The sequence below is a fragment of the Streptomyces rugosispiralis genome, from assembly GCF_024505145.1.
GTDB lineage: Bacteria > Actinomycetota > Actinomycetes > Streptomycetales > Streptomycetaceae > Streptomyces > Streptomyces rugosispiralis.
Genome location: NZ_JANIAA010000004.1, coordinates 313948 through 328862, shown reverse-complemented (window position 1 = coordinate 328862; position 14915 = coordinate 313948). Strand labels below are relative to the sequence as shown.

The following is a 14915-nucleotide window of genomic DNA, read 5'->3' as shown; positions in this document are numbered from 1 at the left end:
CCCCGGAACACATGTGCGGTGTCCGGGGCGCCGTCGGTGCCCGCTCGGCGGGACTCACGCCGTGGCCATGACCGGGGCCCCGCTGTCCGCGTCGATGACGCTCACCCGGACGGCGGGCTCGCGCACCGTGTCCAGGCTGGCCCCGGCGTCCACCGCGAAGAGCACCAGCACGGGCCTCGCGGCCGGACCGCCCCCGTACACCCCGGCGAACTGGAGGATGCGCCAGCCGCCGTCGTCCCAGTGGTCCAGCAGCGCGGAGCGCACCACGCGGGAGACGCTCTGCCAGGCGCGCGAGCGTTCCAGCAGTTCGACGGTGGCGGCGATCGGGACCGCCGTCCGCGCTCCGGTCGCGGCGAGCGGATGCCCGGTGATCCGCAGCCGCAGCCGGCGCAGCGGCATCCGCCAGCGGCGGTCGGGATCGGCGGAGAGCGCCGTCAGGGCCACCGCGGCGGCCAGCGCCAGGCACAGCGCCGCGCCCGGACGGTGGCCCGCCGCGGTCCACCAGGGCCGCTGGGCCGCCGCCGCCGCACCCCCGCCCACGAGGACCGCGGCGGCGCGGACGAAGGCGCGCCAGGTGACGGGGGCGTCCCGGCGCGCCGTACAGCCGCAGGAGGAGCCGGGCGCGGCGGCGCGGGCGTAGCCGAGGTAGCCGAGGAAGCCCGCGCCCAGGAGGGCGGCCGCCGCTCCCGGGAGCGGGGTGACGGGCGGTGCCAGCAGCGCGGCGGCGAGGAGGAGTTCGAGCGCGCCGAGGACGCGGAGGGCGAGCGCGGCCCGGCCGCCGTGGCGCAGCAGCCGTGCGAGCGCGGTACGGGGCGCCTGCCGGGCGGTGCCCCGGCCGAACAGCTTGCCCGCACCGGCCGGCCCCAGCACCCCGGCGAGCAGCAGCGGGGCGAGGTCGCGGACCAGGGCGCTCATCGCCGCCTCCCCGCGCCGGGGGCGACCGCGACCCGGACCAGGTCCACGGAGCCGTCGGACGGCCGCCACGCGCCCAGCACCTGGGCGCTCTGCCCGATGGTGAGCCGGGACAGATCGGCGGTGGGCGAGGCGGTGCCGTACGCGGCGCTGGTGGCCTCCGTCATGAGGTTGCCGACGATCTCGTGCTGCCCGTGGGCGAGATGCAGCCGGGTCTTCTCGATACCGCGGATGGTGGCGTGGAGGTTCACGATGTTGACCCACACCGCGTCGGCGGCGAGGGTGCCGTCGGGCAGCGGGACGCCGCGGGCGTAGAGCCCGTCGCCGGTCTCGATGTCGGCCGCGGTGGTGGCCCGGGCCTTCCAGACGCTGGTGGCGCCGGTGACCCGCACCCGTGAGTGGTCGCCGTAGGAGCCCGCGACCGCCAAGACGTCGTCGTTGATCGCGGTGATCCGCCCCTCGGCGAAGGCGCTCTCGGCGACCGCCGGGTCCAGGGGCCGGATCGGCGCGGCGAAGGCGGCGTCGGCGTCCACGGCGCCCAGCGCGGTCGCCCCGATGACGGTGGCGCCGTGCAGGGCGGTGGTGGTGAGGAAGCGACGGCGGTCGAGGGGGTCGCCGGTTCGGTACGCGCTCATGACCGGGCCCGCCTCATTCGAAGATGGAGACCGGCAGGGTGCCGGAGCTCAGGCTGCCGATGGCGGAGAAGGCGGCGGGGGTGAGGTCGATGACCCGGTTGGTGCGGCAGATCCCGTCGCAGCAGGTGGACTCGGAGCAGAAGCCGCGGGTACGCGGGCCGCAGTCGCTGACGGTGACGCAGACGCTCGCGCCCGAGCAGTCATGGCGCACCTTCATCACCGAGCCGCAGCCGCGCCGGGGTATGTCCTCGCCGCACAGGTCCGGCCGGGTGATGTCCCAGCACGCCTTGGAGGCGTTGGGCCAGGCGGCCTGCAGTGCGCTGGACCGGCAGGTGCCGCACGCGCCGCCGCCCGCGCTGGAGCACGGACCCCAGGCGCTGCCACAACAGAACCAGGTGGCCTCGCCGTTCCAGAGCTTGGTCGATCCGCACGCCATGGCGCTGTCCTCCCGGCCTCGGTCCCGCCCTCGGAGCAGCACCATCATCCGTGGGGCCGGACGCGGTCGCCACGGGAAGGCGTCCGGTCGGGCCTCACGGGCTTCGGGCGCCCGCGCCGGACTCCGTCCGCCGAGCCCGTGGCCACGGTCCTCACAACCGCTCGACGATCGTGACGTTCGCCTGGCCGCCCCCCTCACACATCGTCTGCAGGCCGTAGCGGCCGCCGGTGCGCTCCAGTTCGTGCAGGAGGGTCGTCATCAGCTTGGCGCCGGTGGCGCCGAGCGGGTGGCCCAGGGCGATGGCGCCGCCGTTGACGTTGACTCGTTCGGGGTCGGCGCCGGTCTCCTTCAGCCAGGCCAGGACGACGGGGGCGAACGCCTCGTTGATCTCGACCAGGTCGATGTCGCCGATGGTCAGCCCGGTCTTCTTCAGCGCGTGCGCGGTCGCCGGGATGGGCGCGGACAGCATCCGGATCGGGTCCTCGCCGCGCACCGACAGATGGTGCACCCGGGCGCGTGGGGTCAAGCCGTGCTCCCGTACGGCCTGTTCGGAGGCGAGCAGCAGGGCCGCGGCGCCGTCGGACACCTGGGAGGAGAGCGCCGCGGTGAGCCGTCCGCCCTCGACGAGCGGCTTGAGGGCGGCCATCTTCTCCAAGCTGGTGTCCCGGCGCGGCCCCTCGTCCACCGAGACGTCCCCGAACGGGACGGTCTCGCGGTCGAAGCGGCCCTCGTCGATGGCGCGCAGCGCCCGCTGGTGCGAGCCCAGGGCGAACTCCTCCATGGCCTCGCGGGTGATGCCCCACTTCTCGGCGATCAGCTCGGCGCCGTAGAACTGGCTGACCGGCCGGTCGCCGTAGCGCGCCCGCCAGCCCTCCGAGCCCGCGAAGGGGCCTTCGGTCAGCCCCAGGGACTCACTGGCCTTGCCGCTGGCGAAGCCGATGGGCACCATCGACATGTTCTGCACCCCACCCGCGACCACCAGGTCCTGGGTGCCGGAGAGCACCCCCTGCGCGGCGAAGTGCAGGGCCTGCTGCGAGGAACCGCACTGCCGGTCGACGGTCACGCCCGGGACCTCCTCCGGAAGCCCGGCGGCCAGCCAGCAGGTGCGCGCGATGTCCCCGGCCTGCGGGCCCACGGTGTCCAGACAGCCGAAGACGACGTCCTCGACGGCGGCCGGGTCGGCGCCCGAGCGCTCCATCAGCGTGCGCAGGACATGGGCGCCGAGGTCGGCGGGGTGGACGGAGGCGAGCCCGCCCTTCCGCCGCCCCACCGGCGTCCTTACCGCTTCCACGATGTATGCCTCGGGCATGGCAGCTCCTTGAGATCGCTCAGGTGATGACGGTCTTACGGTCGTTGTGTCTGTCGTTGTGTCTTTCGTTGCGTCCGGTCTCGACGCGCTTGTTCTTCTCGCGGAGTGATGCCGTCCAGGACCATCGACAGATACTGGCGGGCGATCTCCTCGGGGCTGTGCAGGCCGCCCGGCCGGTACCACGAGGCGGCGACCCACACCGTGTCGCGCAGGAAGCGGTACGCCAGCCGGATGTCGAGGTCGGCGCGGAAGACCCCCTCGGCCACTCCGCGTTCCAGCGCGCCCAGCCACGCCCGCTCGAACCGCCCCCGCGATTCGGTGAGATAGCCGAAGCGGGGCTGGGTGGACAGGTGTTGGGACTCCTTCTGGTAGATCGCGACGGCGGCGCGGTGCCGGTCGATCTCCCGGAAGGACTCGGTGACGAGTGCCTCGACGGTCTCCCGGGGGCCGAGTCCGGCGCCGAGCACCTCGTCGTACCCGGCCCAGAGCTCGTTCAGGAAGGTGGAGAGGATCTCGTCGACCATCGACTCCTTGGAGTCGAAGTGGTAATAGAGGCTGCCCGCGAGCATCCCCGCCTCGTCCGCGATCCGGCGGACGGTGGTCGCGTTGTACCCCTGGGCGGCGAAGACCTCCGCCGCGGTGGAGAGCAGTTCGCGCCGTCGCTCGGGGGACGGGGTCACGGTCGTCTTCTTCTCGCTGTTCTTCTTCGCGCTGTTTCCGGTGGAAGCGCGGTTCCTGGTGGAATTCGGCACGTTCTCATTCTCGCCTCATGGGTGCTGGCTGCTCACGGACACCGTCTCGCCCGTCATGTACGACGAGTAGCCGCTGGCCAGGAAGACGATGACGTTGGCCACCTCCCAGGGCTCGGCGTACCGGCCGAAGGCCTCGCGCTCGGTGAGCGCGGCCAGCAGTTCGGGGGTGGTGACCTTCACCAGGTGCGGATGCATGGCCAGGCTCGGCGAGACCGCGTTGACCCGTACCCGGTACGCGGCGGCCTCGACCGCGGCGCAGCGGGTGAGCGCCATGACGCCCGCCTTGGCCGCCGCGTAGTGGGCCTGGCCGGCCTGGGCGCGCCAGCCGACGACCGAGGCGTTGTTGACCACGACGCCGCCGTGGCCGCCCGCCTTCATCCGGCGCAGCGCGGCGCGGGTGCAGCGAAAGGTGCCGTTCAGGGTGACGTCGATGACCTTGTCCCACTGTGCGTCGGTCATCTCGGTCAGCAGGGCGGTGCCGCCGAGCCCGGCGTTGTTGACCACCGCGTCCAGCCGTCCGTGGCGCTCCTCGGCGAGGTCGTACAGCCCGGCGATCTGGGCCTCGTCGGTCACATCGCTGACGCGTCCGGCGACCCGCTCCGCGCCGAACTCCCCGGCGAGCGTGGCCACCGTCTCCTTGAGCCGGCGCTCATGGGCGTCGCCGAGGACGACACGCGCGCCCTCCTCGAGGAACCGGCGGGCCGTGGCGCCGCCGATCCCGGTGCCCGCGGCGGCGGTGATGACGGCTGTGCGACCGGTAAGGAGGCCATGGCCGGGGACGTACGGCGCCTTGTTGTCCATCACGCCGCCACGGTAACCTACCAAACACTTGTTAGGGAACCCGCAAACGGAGCTGGTGGAGGGGGTGCCGTGCCGATGGACCTCGATCTCACCGAGCCGCAGTCGGCGTTCCGGGCCGAGGCCCGGCGGTGGCTGGCCGCGCATACGCCCGCAGTGCCGCTGCCCTCCCTGGAGACCGCCGAGGGGTTCGCGGCGCACCGCGCCTGGGAGCGCACCCTCGCGGCCGACCGCTGGTCGGCGGTGACCTGGCCCGAGGAGTACGGCGGCCGGGGCGCGTCGGTGATCGAGTGGCTGCTGTTCGAGGAGGAGTACTACGCGGCGGGCGCGCCCGGCCGGGTGAGCCAGAACGGGATCAGCCTGCTCGCCCCCACCCTCTTCGAGCACGGCAGCGCCGAGCAGCGTGCCCGGATCCTGCCGCCGATGGCGCGCGGCGAGACGATCTGGGCCCAGGCGTGGTCCGAGCCCGAGTCGGGCTCCGACCTCGCCTCGCTGCGCTCCACCGCCCGCCGCACCGACGGCGGCTGGCGCTTGAGCGGGCAGAAGACGTGGTCGTCCCGGGCCGCCTTCGCGGACCGGGCCTTCGGCCTGTTCCGCAGCGATCCGGAGGCGGGCGCACCGCACCGGGGGCTGACGTATCTGATGTTCGCCCTGGACGCGCCCGGTGTGACCGTGCGCCCCATCGGCCGCCTCGACGGCAAGCCCGCCTTCGCCGAGCTCTTCCTGGACGAGGTGTTCGTCCCCGACGAGGACGTCATCGGCGAGCCGGGGCAGGGCTGGCGCATCGCGATGAGCACGGCGGGCAACGAGCGCGGGCTGACCCTGCGCAGCCCCGGCCGGTTCACCGCGGCGGCGCGGCGGCTGGCGGCGCTGTGGCGGGAGCGGGCGGGCGAGGCCGGGAGCGACGCCGGGGCCGGGGCGAGGAGCGGGGCGGGGGCCGGGGCGGGGGTCGAGGCGGCCGCGCTGCGCGACCGGGTCGCCGACGCGGTGATCGGCGCCCGCGCGTATGAGCTCTTCGCCTACGCGGGCGCCTCCCGCCTGGCCGCCGGTGGCTCGCTCGGGGCCGAGTCCAGCCTGAACAAGGTCTTCTGGTCGGAGCTGGACATCGCCCTTCACGAAACGGCCCTGGACCTGCTGGGCCCGCACGGCGAACTGTCCGACGCCGCCGAGGACCCGGACGCGCCCGGCCCGTGGTCCGACGGCTACACCTTCGCCCTGGCGGGCCCGATCTACGCGGGCACGAACGAGATCCAGCGCGACATCGTCGCCGAGCGACTGCTGGGCCTGCCGAAGGGACGCCGATGAGGGCGGTTCGGGGAGCGCGGACCTCGTACGGAGAGCGGCGCCGGGAGCGCCCATCGGCCGACGCGGGGGCGCGCGGATGAGGTTCATGCTGGATCAGGCGCAGACGGACTTCGGCCGCACCGTGGACCGGATGCTCGGCGGGGCCGGCACGCCGCACGCCGTCCGGGCCTGGGCTCGCGGCGAGCACGCGGCGGGGCGCGCGGTGTGGGGGCGGCTCGCCGATGCCGGGGTGATGTCACTGGCCGTACCGGAGGCGTACGAGGGCGTCGGGCCGCTCCCCGTCGAACTGGGCGTGGCGTATGTCGCGGCGGGGCGGCATGCCGTGCCGGGGCCCCTGGCCGAGACGGCCGCCGCCACGGTGCTGCTGGCCGCGCTCGCCGAGAGCGGCACGGCGCGGAGCGGGCAGGCGGCCAAGGACTGGCTGCCCCGGATCGCCGACGGACGGGCGCTGGTGACGCTCGCGGCGGCCGACGGCGGGCCGTACGCGCTGGACGCGGACGCCGCCGACGCCGTCTTCGCCGTCGCGGGCGAGGAGCTGTGGCTGGCCCCGGGGCACGGACCGGTCCAGCCCTCGTTCGACCCGGCCCGGCGGCTGGCCCGGCCACTGCCCGGCGGCGAGCTGCTCGCCCGGGGCCCGGCCGTGGCCGCGGCCGCCGCGCACGCCGCGGACTGGGCCGCCTTCGCCACGGCCGCGCTGTCGCTCGGCACCGGGCTCGCGCTGGTGGAGCGCACCGCGGCGTACGTCACGCAGCGCACCCAGTTCGGCCGCCCGATCGGCTCGTTCCAGGCGGTGAAGCACCGGCTGGCGGACGCGCTGATCGGCCTGGAGTTCGCCCGGCCACTGCTGTACGGGGCCGCGGTGGCGCTGACGTCGGGGCCCGGGGGCGACGCGCACGCATCCGGACCCGCAGGCACCGCGCACGCGTCCGGACCCGCAGGCACCGCGCACGCGTCCGGACCCGGGGGCGGCGCGCTCGCGTCGGGACCCGAGGGCGGCGCCCGCGCGGCGGTCGCCGCGGCGAAGGTGGCCACCGGCGAGGCCGCGTACACCGCGGCGCGCACCGCCCTCCAACTGCACGGCGCGCTCGGCTACACCGACGAGTACGACCTCTCGCTGTGGATCCGCAAGGCCCGCGCCCTGCGCTCCGCCTGGGGCTCCCCGTCGGTTTGCCGCGCCCGCGTCCTCGCGCCCTGACCGGTCTTGATCCATGCTGTATCGACCCATCAGTGAGCGAACAGCGAGGTATGCGCGGATGCACCGGCCCCGGCCCACCCTGGAGAGCGTGGCGCGGCGCGCGGGTGTCTCGCGCGCCACCGTCTCCCGTGTCGTCAACGGCTCGCCCAAGGTCGGCGAGGACAGCCGGGAGGCGGTTCTGAGCGCCATCCAGGAGCTGGGCTACATCCCCAACCAGGCGGCCCGCAGCCTGGTCACCCAGCGCACCGACTCCTTCGCGCTGGTGCTCCCCGAGGAGCCGGGCCGGGTCTTCTCCGACGACCGGTTCTTCCCGGGCGTGGTGCGCGGGGTGAGCCAGGAGCTGGAGGCCGCGGACAAGCAGCTGGTGCTGATGATGGCCCGGTCCGCCGCCAGCCGCGACCGTATCGAGCGCTTCGCGCTGGCCCGCCATGTGGACGGGGTCATGGTCGCGTCGATGCACGGCGCCGATCCGCTGCCCGCCGCGCTGGCCCGGATGGGCATCCCGGTGGTCTGCAACGAGCGGGTGCCGGGCCCGGCGTCGCCGCCGTACGTGGGGGTGGACAACGCGGCGGGCGCGGCGCTGGCCGTGGAGCATCTGATCCGCTCCGGGCGCAGCCGTATCGCCACGGTCGCGGGCCCGCGGGACATGGTCGCCGGGATGGACCGGCTCTCGGGCTACCGGGCGGCGCTGGACGGGGCGCGGCTGGCGGCGCATGTCGCGGTCGGGGACTTCACCCAGGAGTCCGGGGCGGTCGCGATGCGGGAGCTGCTGGACCGGGAGCCCCGGCTGGACGGGGTGTTCGTGGCCTCCGACCTGATGGCGATCGGAGTGCTGCGGGCGCTGCGCCGGGCCGGTCGGCGGGTGCCGGACGACGTGGCGGTGGTCGGCTTCGACGACATAGAGCCCGCGCGCTACACCGAACCCCCGCTGACCACCGTGCGCCAGCCGATAGACGGCATCGGCCGCCGTCTGGCCCGCCAACTGCTGCGCCTGACCGCCGGGGAGACCATCGAACCGGCGCTGGTCCTCCCCACGGAGCTGGTGGTCCGCGAATCGGCGTAGCCGGCGGGGGCGTCCTGGGGGACACCCGCGTGGTCAGCCGCCCGCGTATCGCGGCAGCCACGCCCGGAAGTCACGTTCGAACGCGTCGTAGCGACGGCGCAGCTCCGTACCCGGCCAGTCCCGCGGCAGGAGCCGGTCGGGGAGTACGGGGTCGGCGAGGAGGTGGCGGAGGGCGGCGGCCGCGACGGTGAAGCGGTCGGCCGGTTCCTCCGCGTCGTCCAGCGCCGCGCCGAGCAGCCGTGCCTGACGGGCCCAGCCGTCCAGGTCCCACAGGCGCGCGGCGAGCTCGGCCGGATCGCCCTCCGGCGCGCCGGTGAACCAGCCGCACTGCTCGGCGGCGACGTCCGGGCGCGGGTGGACGAGGTTGGCGGGGCGCATCCAGGTGCCCTCGCGCAGTTCGGCCAGGCGCAGGGCGGCCATGGCCTGGCGGAGGGCGGCGCGCTCGGCCGCCTCGCGCCGGTCGGAGGTGACGACGGCGATCTCCCACTGGCCGTCCCAGCGCCGGGTGCGCGGGGCGCGGCTCTCGTCCTGCCGCGCCTGGCGGGCCAGCAGCCGGTCGGTGAGCCGGTAGGTGCCACCGCTCTGCTCCAGGTCACCGGCCGCGACCATCCGGGTGAGCGCGACCCGGATGGTGCCTTCGGCGGTGCCGAAGAGCGCGCCGACGCGCACCAGGGCGCGGGCGGGCAGCTGGGGCGGGTGCAGGCCCAGCAGGGTGCTGAGCACGACCGAGCGGGCGGTCAGCGGCCGCAGGGTGAGCGTTCCGGTGTCGTCCATGGTTACGCGAAACCCTATCCATTACAGTTCTGCGTCGCGCATACTGGAAGTGTAAGACCCGGCCGGACCCGGGAGCCCACCGCGAACGAGGAGATGTCTGCCATGAGCGCCACGCACGAGGTCCTCAACCAGGCCCCGCCGCTCATCGGCTTCAGCACCGCGGACGACCCCGCCCTGCTGGAGGCCCTGCGGCGGCACGGCGGCGGCTGGGGCGAACAGGAGGTGCGGGACCTGGGCGCGCGGGCCGGTTCCGCCGAGGTGCAGGACTGGGCGCGGATGGCCGAGGAGCACCCCCCGGTGCTGCACACCCACGACCGTTACGGCCATCGGATCGACGAGGTCGAGTACCACCCCGCCTACCACGAGCTGATGGGCGTCGCCGTGGCGAGCGGCCAGCACGCGGCGGCGTGGCGCGAGACCCGCCCCGGCGCCCATCTGGTGCGGGCGGCCAAGTTCTACGCGTTCGCACAGGCCGAGCCCGGCCATGGCTGCCCGATCTCCATGACGTACGCCGCCGTCCCGGCGCTGCGCGCCGAACCGGAGCTCGCCGCCGGGTACGAGCCGCTGCTGGCCGCCCGCGCCTACGACTTCGGGCTGCGCCCGCCGCTCGGCAAGCGGGGCCTGATCGCGGGCATGTCGATGACGGAGAAGCAGGGCGGCTCGGACGTCCGCGCCAACACCACCCGGGCCGTACCGGACGGTGCGGGCCGCTACGTGCTCACCGGCCACAAGTGGTTCACCTCCGCGCCCATGAGCGATGTCTTCCTGACACTGGCCCGGACGGAGGAGGGGGTCACCTGCTTCCTGGTGCCCCGGGTGCTGCCGGACGGCAGCCGCAATCCGCTGCGGCTGATGCGGCTCAAGAACAAGCTGGGCAACCGCTCCAACGCGTCGGCCGAGATCGAGTACGAGTCCGCCCTGGCCTGGCGGGTCGGCGAACCGGGCCGTGGGGTGCGGACCATCGTGGAGATGGTCAACGTCACCCGGCTGGACTGCGTCATCGGCTCGGCGGCGGGGATGCGGGCCGGGCTGCGGCAGGCGCTGCACCACGCCGAGCACCGCCGGGCGTTCGGCGCCGAGCTGGTGGACCAGCCGCTGATGCGCAATGTGCTCGCCGATCTGGCGGTCGAGTCGGAGGCGGCGACCACGCTCGCGATGCGGCTCGCGGCCGCCCTGGACCACGCGGAGGCCGGGGACGAGGGCGAGGCGGCGCTGCGCAGGCTGGGGCTCGCGGTGAGCAAGTACTGGGTGTGCAAGCGCGGCGCCACCCACGCCGCCGAGGCCCTGGAGTGCCTGGGCGGCAACGGCTATGTGGAGGAGTCCGGGATGCCGCGGCTGTATCGCGAGGCGCCCCTGCTGTCGATCTGGGAGGGCTCGGGGAACGTCGCGGCGCTCGACGTGCTGCGTGCGCTGGGCCGGGAGAACGGCGCCCTGGAGGCGTTCTTCACCGAGGTCGAGGCCGCGGCCGGGGCCGACGCCCGGCTGGACGCGGCCGTGCACCGGCTGCGCGGACTGCTGCCGCAGCTCACCGACCCCGAGCGGGCGCAGCTGCTGGCGCGCCGGCTGGCCGAGCAGATGACGCTGGTGCTCCAGGGCAGCCTGCTGGTGCGGTACAGCCATCCGGCGGTGGCCGACGCGTTCTGCGCCTCGCGGCTCGACGGGGACTGGGGGCACGCGTTCGGCACCCTGCCGCCCGGCACCGACACCGGCCCGATCCTGGAGCGGGCCCGCCCGAAGGACGCACGGTGACGACGCCCACGGACGGCCCGGCCGACGCGGGCGAAACGGCGGACGGGGGCGAAACGGCGGACGCGGCCGGTGCGGCCGGTGCGGCCGGTGCGCGCCTTACGGTTCGCACGGAGCGGCAGGGCCCGGTCACCACGGTCGTGCTCGCCCGCCCCGAGGTGCGCAACGCCGTCGACGGCGCGACCGCCACGGCGCTGGCCAACGCCTTCCGCGCCTTCGACGCCGATCCCGAGGCGCGGGTCGCGGTGTTGTGGGGCGAGGGCGGCACCTTCTGCTCCGGCGCCGATCTGAAGTCGGTCGGCACACCGCGCGGCAACCGGGTGGCCGAGGACGGCGACGGCCCGATGGGGCCCACCCGGCTGCGGCTGTCCAAGCCGGTGATCGCGGCGGTCAGCGGGCACGCGGTGGCGGGCGGACTGGAGTTGGCGCTCTGGTGCGATCTGCGCGTCGCCGAGGAGGACGCGGTCTTCGGGGTGTTCTGCCGCCGCTGGGGCGTTCCGCTGATCGACGGTGGAACGGTAAGGCTGCCACGGCTGATCGGCGCGAGCCGGGCGATGGACCTGGTGCTGACGGGACGGCCGGTGCCGGCCGACGAGGCGTACGCCATCGGGCTCGCCAACCGCGTCGTACCGCCGGGGCGGGCGCGTGCGGAGGCGGAGCGGCTGGCGGCCGGGATCGCCCGCTTTCCGCAGACGTGTCTGCGCTCGGACCGGGCCTCGCTGCTGGAGCAGGAGGGGCTTGCGGAGGACGAGGCCATGGCACGGGAACTGCGTCGCGGTCAGGCGGCACTGGCGGAGGGTCTGGACGGCGCAGCGCGGTTCGCCGCGGGCGCGGGACGGCATGGGAGCTTCGGCGGGCCGTGACCGGCGTGCCCGGCTGTGACCTGGGGCGGGGCCGGGGACATGACCCGTTGGCGGGACCGCCTCCGGTCAGCCGAGCTGTGCATGAGGGGAATGTCCTCGGCTAAACCTCGTTGCGCCAATGTCAGTGCCTATTCCCCCATTCGAGGGAATCCGGATGGTCACACGGCTGGCGGGCGCCCGTTCGGCGGAACATCTCCTCGTGAAGCGATGGCAGCGCGCATGGCGTGCGGGGGTCCTGGCCACTGCCCTTGTCCTCACCTCGGCGGGGGCGACGGCCCTGGCCGACGAGGACGGTGACGGTCCGGCGACCGCGCCCGCCTCCCCTCGGCCGACGGCCGATACCCGGTCCTGGGCCGGGGGCCCGGACGACGGACCGCTCGCCTCGGTGCGGATCCGGATCGGTCCGGGCCTGTGTGTGTGCGTCACCGCCTCGGCGGGCCCGGTCGGCCTCGTCGCCCGATACGGCTGGTGCCCCAAACCACCCAAGCCGCCCAAGCCGCCCAAGCCGACGCCGACCCCTACGCCCACGCCGACGCCGACACCCACGCCCACACCGACTCCTACGCCGACGCCGACGCCGCCCTCGACGCCCACCCCCAGCCCGTCCGCCACGCCGAGCCACACGCCCACACCCACGCCGACCCCCACCCCGACACCGCGGGCCCCCTCCCCCACGCCCGCGCCGCGGCTCCCCACGCCGGGGCCCACACGCGCGCCCGCGCTGCCGCCGCCCTCGCCCTCGCCCTCGCCCTCGCGCACCCAGCCTCCGGCATCACCCCCCACGCCGGCTCCCGCACCGACCAGGACCCGTGCCGTCGAGATGCACGCGTACGAGAAACCCGCGCGCAAGAAGCCCGACAACGGGACCTCCTTGGTCACCTTCACCCTGCTGCTCACCGCGCCCGCGATCCTCGCGGCCGCCGCTCTCCGTCCGCGTTCGCGCTCCGGCACGCGCGGCGGGCGGCGCGGCTGACGGCCCACCGCCGAACCGCTTGGGAGGTTCATCCATGCCCGAATGGCTGATTATGACCCTGGTGATGGCCGGGACCTGCGCGGTCGTGGTGACCGGGGCGGTCCTCAACGCCCGCAGACTCGGGGAGGATGACAATCCGGACGAGACCCCCGATGTCCTCGACTACATGATCATGATGATCGGCGTGGTCTACGCGATCGTGCTGGGCCTGGCCATCGCCGGTGTCTGGGAGGCGCGCTCCGCCGCGCAGGACGGGGTCCGCACCGAGGCGCAGGCGCTGCACGAGGTGGTCGAGCGGGCGAGCGTCTACCCGGGACCGGTACGCGACCGCATCCGCGACGACGTGGACGCGTATGTGGACCATGTGGTGCACACCGAGTGGAAGGTGATGATCGACAAGGGCGAGCTCACCGACCGCGGCGATAAGCTGCTGACCACCCTGCGCCGCGATGTCACCCTCGCGGCCCCGCACAGCGACCTCCAGTCGCAGGCGTATCAGCCGATGGTGGATCAGGTGGCCGCCGTGGACGACGCGCGCAACGCACGGCAGCAGAGCGCGGGGCCCACGATGCCCCCGCTGGTCTGGTTCGGCCTGGTGCTCGGCGCGGCGCTGGTGATCGGGCTGGTCTTCACCCTGCAGATCCGCCGCTCGCCCCGGGAACTGCTGCTCGCGGTGATGTTCATCGCGCTCATCGTCTTCCTGCTCTTCCTGGTGTGGGACTTCGACGAGCCCTTCGGCCGATCGGTCGGCGACTCGACCACGCCGTTCACCGATCTGTTCCCCAGCGCACGGGGAGGGTCTTGAGCCCGTTCTGGAAGTTGGAGGTGAGCCGCACCGGCTCACCGGCCCGGCGCAGCCCCGGCAGCCGGTCCAGGGCGGCGCGCAGCATGGCCCGCATCTGGACCCGGGCCAGATGCGCGCCCAGGCAGACATGGGGTCCGAAGCCGAAGCTCAGATGGTCGTTGGGGGCGCGGGTGATGTCGAACCGGCCGGGGTCGGCGAAGACCGTCTCGTCGCGGTTGGCCGAGGCGTGGAAGACGACGACCTTCTCACCGCGCCGGATGAGCTGTCCGCCCAGCTCCACATCGCGGGTGGCGGTGCGCCGGAAGTCGATGACGGGCGGCCAGTAGCGCAGCATCTCCTCCACCGCGGAGCCGGTCAGCTCGGGCCGGTCGAGCAGCAGCCGCAGGCTCTCGGGGTGGTCGAGCAGGGTGAGCAACCCGCCGGGGATGCCGTTGCGCAGCGTCTCGTTGCCCGCCACGGCGAAGAGGAAGAACATGTTCTCGAACTCGTCCCGGCTCAGCCCGCCCTCCCGCATCCGCGCCATCACACTGCCCGGCCGCGGCCGCTCGGCGAGCGCGTGGGCATAGGCGAACATATCGGCCAGGGCCTCGCGGGAGCGCGGGTTCATCGGCCGGCCGTCGGGGCGGCGCGGCGCCGAGGCCGGCCGGTGGGCGAGGGCGGCGCGCCCGATGGGGCTCAGCTCCTCGCGGTCCGTGGTGGACAACCCGGCGTAGTCGGCGTCCTGATAGCCGATGACCCTACTGGCCCAGTCGAACAGCAGCCGCCGGTCGCCCTCGGGGACGCCCATCACATGGGCGAGGGTCCAGACCGGCAGATCGGCGGCGAGCTCCACGAAGTCGGCCTCGCCGCGCCCGGCCACGGAGTCCACGAGCGCCGCCGCGCGCTCCTCGATGACCGCCTCCAGCTCCCGTACGGCGCGCGGGGTGAAGGCCGCCGCGACGATGCGGCGGCTGCGGGAGTGGTCGGGTGGATCCTGGTTGAGCATCATCGCCCGGACGAACTCCAGATCGGCGGGCGTGTCGGGGTCGCGGATCTGGGTGGCCCCGAGGTGGGAGGAGAAGACCTCGGGGGTGCGCAGGACGTGTTTGACGTCGGCGTGCCGGAACACCGCCCAGAAGCCGGGGCCGGCCGGCCAGGCCCCGACCGCGGGCTCGTCGATCCGGCAGACGGGGTGGGTGGCCCGCAATTCGCCGAACAGGGCGTACGGGACACCGGCGGTGTAGGTCTCGGGGAGGAACGCCTCGACAGGGTTCACAGCCGAGACCGTACGGCGCCGCCCTCCGGGCCCGTCAAGACACCCTGCGCGTCAAGACGCCCCGCTCGGCACGAGGCCCCGCCCATCAGGACGC

General features: G+C 74.4%; 15 protein-coding genes. 7 read left to right on the top strand and 8 right to left on the bottom strand.

What is annotated here, in order from left to right; translation table 11 throughout:
• Positions 1–54: 54 nt before the first annotated feature.
• The 6 genes from NP777_RS47730 to NP777_RS09985 all read right to left on the bottom strand — a co-directional run bounded on the left by NP777_RS47730 (position 55) and on the right by NP777_RS09985 (position 4845).
• Positions 55–915, bottom strand: coding sequence for a MauE/DoxX family redox-associated membrane protein (locus tag NP777_RS47730; RefSeq protein WP_305889562.1), 861 nt, complete (start codon positions 913–915; stop codon positions 55–57).
• A complete protein-coding gene (locus tag NP777_RS10005) occupies positions 912–1547 on the bottom strand; it encodes a cell wall protein (RefSeq protein ID WP_256649737.1) in 636 nt (211 codons plus the stop codon). The genes NP777_RS47730 and NP777_RS10005 overlap by 4 nt, the downstream gene beginning before the upstream one ends.
• A 13-nt stretch (positions 1548–1560) precedes the next feature.
• A complete protein-coding gene (locus tag NP777_RS10000) occupies positions 1561–1983 on the bottom strand; it encodes a septal ring lytic transglycosylase RlpA family protein (RefSeq protein ID WP_256649736.1) in 423 nt (140 codons plus the stop codon).
• Positions 1984–2134: 151 nt separating this feature from the next.
• Positions 2135–3292, bottom strand: coding sequence for an acetyl-CoA C-acetyltransferase (locus tag NP777_RS09995; RefSeq protein WP_256649735.1), 1158 nt, complete (start codon positions 3290–3292; stop codon positions 2135–2137).
• Positions 3293–3327: 35 nt separating this feature from the next.
• On the bottom strand, positions 3328–3972 hold the full coding sequence (locus tag NP777_RS09990) for a TetR/AcrR family transcriptional regulator (protein WP_256649863.1): 645 nt from the start codon (positions 3970–3972) through the stop codon (positions 3328–3330).
• Between the two features lie 87 nt (positions 3973–4059).
• On the bottom strand, positions 4060–4845 hold the full coding sequence (locus tag NP777_RS09985) for an SDR family oxidoreductase (RefSeq protein ID WP_256649862.1): 786 nt from the start codon (positions 4843–4845) through the stop codon (positions 4060–4062).
• Positions 4846–4920: 75 nt separating this feature from the next.
• Here NP777_RS09985 and NP777_RS09980 point away from each other — a divergent pair, with 75 nt between their 5' ends.
• The 3 genes from NP777_RS09980 (at position 4921) to NP777_RS09970 (ending at position 8405) form a co-directional block, all read left to right on the top strand.
• Positions 4921–6147 (top strand): acyl-CoA dehydrogenase family protein, encoded by a 1227-nt coding sequence (locus NP777_RS09980; protein WP_256649861.1) that lies wholly within the window; start codon positions 4921–4923, stop codon positions 6145–6147.
• Between the two features lie 76 nt (positions 6148–6223).
• Positions 6224–7342 (top strand): acyl-CoA dehydrogenase, encoded by a 1119-nt coding sequence (locus NP777_RS09975; protein ID WP_256649734.1) that lies wholly within the window; start codon positions 6224–6226, stop codon positions 7340–7342.
• A gap of 58 nt (positions 7343–7400) precedes the next feature.
• Positions 7401–8405, top strand: coding sequence for a LacI family DNA-binding transcriptional regulator (locus tag NP777_RS09970; RefSeq protein ID WP_256649733.1), 1005 nt, complete (start codon positions 7401–7403; stop codon positions 8403–8405).
• Positions 8406–8438: 33 nt separating this feature from the next.
• On the opposite strand, the gene NP777_RS09965 is transcribed toward NP777_RS09970, so the two are convergent.
• A complete protein-coding gene (locus NP777_RS09965) occupies positions 8439–9179 on the bottom strand; it encodes a PaaX family transcriptional regulator C-terminal domain-containing protein (RefSeq protein WP_256649732.1) in 741 nt (246 codons plus the stop codon).
• A 102-nt stretch (positions 9180–9281) separates the two neighbouring features.
• On the opposite strand from NP777_RS09965, the gene NP777_RS09960 reads away from it, so the two are divergent.
• From NP777_RS09960 to NP777_RS09945, 4 genes are all read left to right on the top strand, one after another.
• Positions 9282–10928 (top strand): acyl-CoA dehydrogenase family protein, encoded by a 1647-nt coding sequence (locus tag NP777_RS09960; protein WP_256649731.1) that lies wholly within the window; start codon positions 9282–9284, stop codon positions 10926–10928.
• A complete protein-coding gene (locus tag NP777_RS09955; protein ID WP_256649730.1) occupies positions 10925–11788 on the top strand; it encodes a crotonase/enoyl-CoA hydratase family protein in 864 nt (287 codons plus the stop codon). The genes NP777_RS09960 and NP777_RS09955 overlap by 4 nt, the downstream gene beginning before the upstream one ends.
• 820 nt (positions 11789–12608) lie before the next feature.
• A complete protein-coding gene (locus NP777_RS09950; RefSeq protein ID WP_256649729.1) occupies positions 12609–12761 on the top strand; it encodes a hypothetical protein in 153 nt (50 codons plus the stop codon).
• A 34-nt stretch (positions 12762–12795) separates the two neighbouring features.
• Complete coding sequence (locus tag NP777_RS09945) at positions 12796–13566, top strand: bestrophin-like domain (RefSeq protein WP_256649728.1); 771 nt, start codon at positions 12796–12798, stop codon at positions 13564–13566.
• Here NP777_RS09945 and NP777_RS09940 read toward each other — a convergent pair.
• Entirely contained in the window at positions 13529–14821 is a 1293-nt protein-coding gene (locus NP777_RS09940; protein ID WP_256649727.1) for a cytochrome P450, read from the bottom strand. The genes NP777_RS09945 and NP777_RS09940 overlap by 38 nt on opposite strands.
• Between the last annotated feature and the right edge of the window lie 94 nt (positions 14822–14915).

Excerpts from the sequence above, each read along its gene's own strand:
- NP777_RS09960 (WP_256649731.1), top strand. The coding sequence starts at position 9,282 with ATGAGCGCCACGCACGAGGTCCTCAACCAGGCCCCGCCGCTCATCGGC.
- NP777_RS09970 (WP_256649733.1), top strand. The coding sequence starts at position 7,401 with ATGCACCGGCCCCGGCCCACCCTGGAGAGCGTGGCGCGGCGCGCGGGT.
- NP777_RS09985 (WP_256649862.1), bottom strand. The coding sequence starts at position 4,845 with ATGGACAACAAGGCGCCGTACGTCCCCGGCCATGGCCTCCTTACCGGT.
- NP777_RS47730 (WP_305889562.1), bottom strand. The coding sequence starts at position 915 with ATGAGCGCCCTGGTCCGCGACCTCGCCCCGCTGCTGCTCGCCGGGGTG.
- NP777_RS10000 (WP_256649736.1), bottom strand. The coding sequence starts at position 1,983 with ATGGCGTGCGGATCGACCAAGCTCTGGAACGGCGAGGCCACCTGGTTC.
- NP777_RS09965 (WP_256649732.1), bottom strand. The coding sequence starts at position 9,179 with ATGGACGACACCGGAACGCTCACCCTGCGGCCGCTGACCGCCCGCTCG.
- NP777_RS10005 (WP_256649737.1), bottom strand. The coding sequence starts at position 1,547 with ATGAGCGCGTACCGAACCGGCGACCCCCTCGACCGCCGTCGCTTCCTC.
- NP777_RS09995 (WP_256649735.1), bottom strand. The coding sequence starts at position 3,292 with ATGCCCGAGGCATACATCGTGGAAGCGGTAAGGACGCCGGTGGGGCGG.
- NP777_RS09980 (WP_256649861.1), top strand. The coding sequence starts at position 4,921 with ATGGACCTCGATCTCACCGAGCCGCAGTCGGCGTTCCGGGCCGAGGCC.
- NP777_RS09945 (WP_256649728.1), top strand. The coding sequence starts at position 12,796 with ATGCCCGAATGGCTGATTATGACCCTGGTGATGGCCGGGACCTGCGCG.
- NP777_RS09950 (WP_256649729.1), top strand. The coding sequence starts at position 12,609 with ATGCACGCGTACGAGAAACCCGCGCGCAAGAAGCCCGACAACGGGACC.
- NP777_RS09975 (WP_256649734.1), top strand. The coding sequence starts at position 6,224 with ATGAGGTTCATGCTGGATCAGGCGCAGACGGACTTCGGCCGCACCGTG.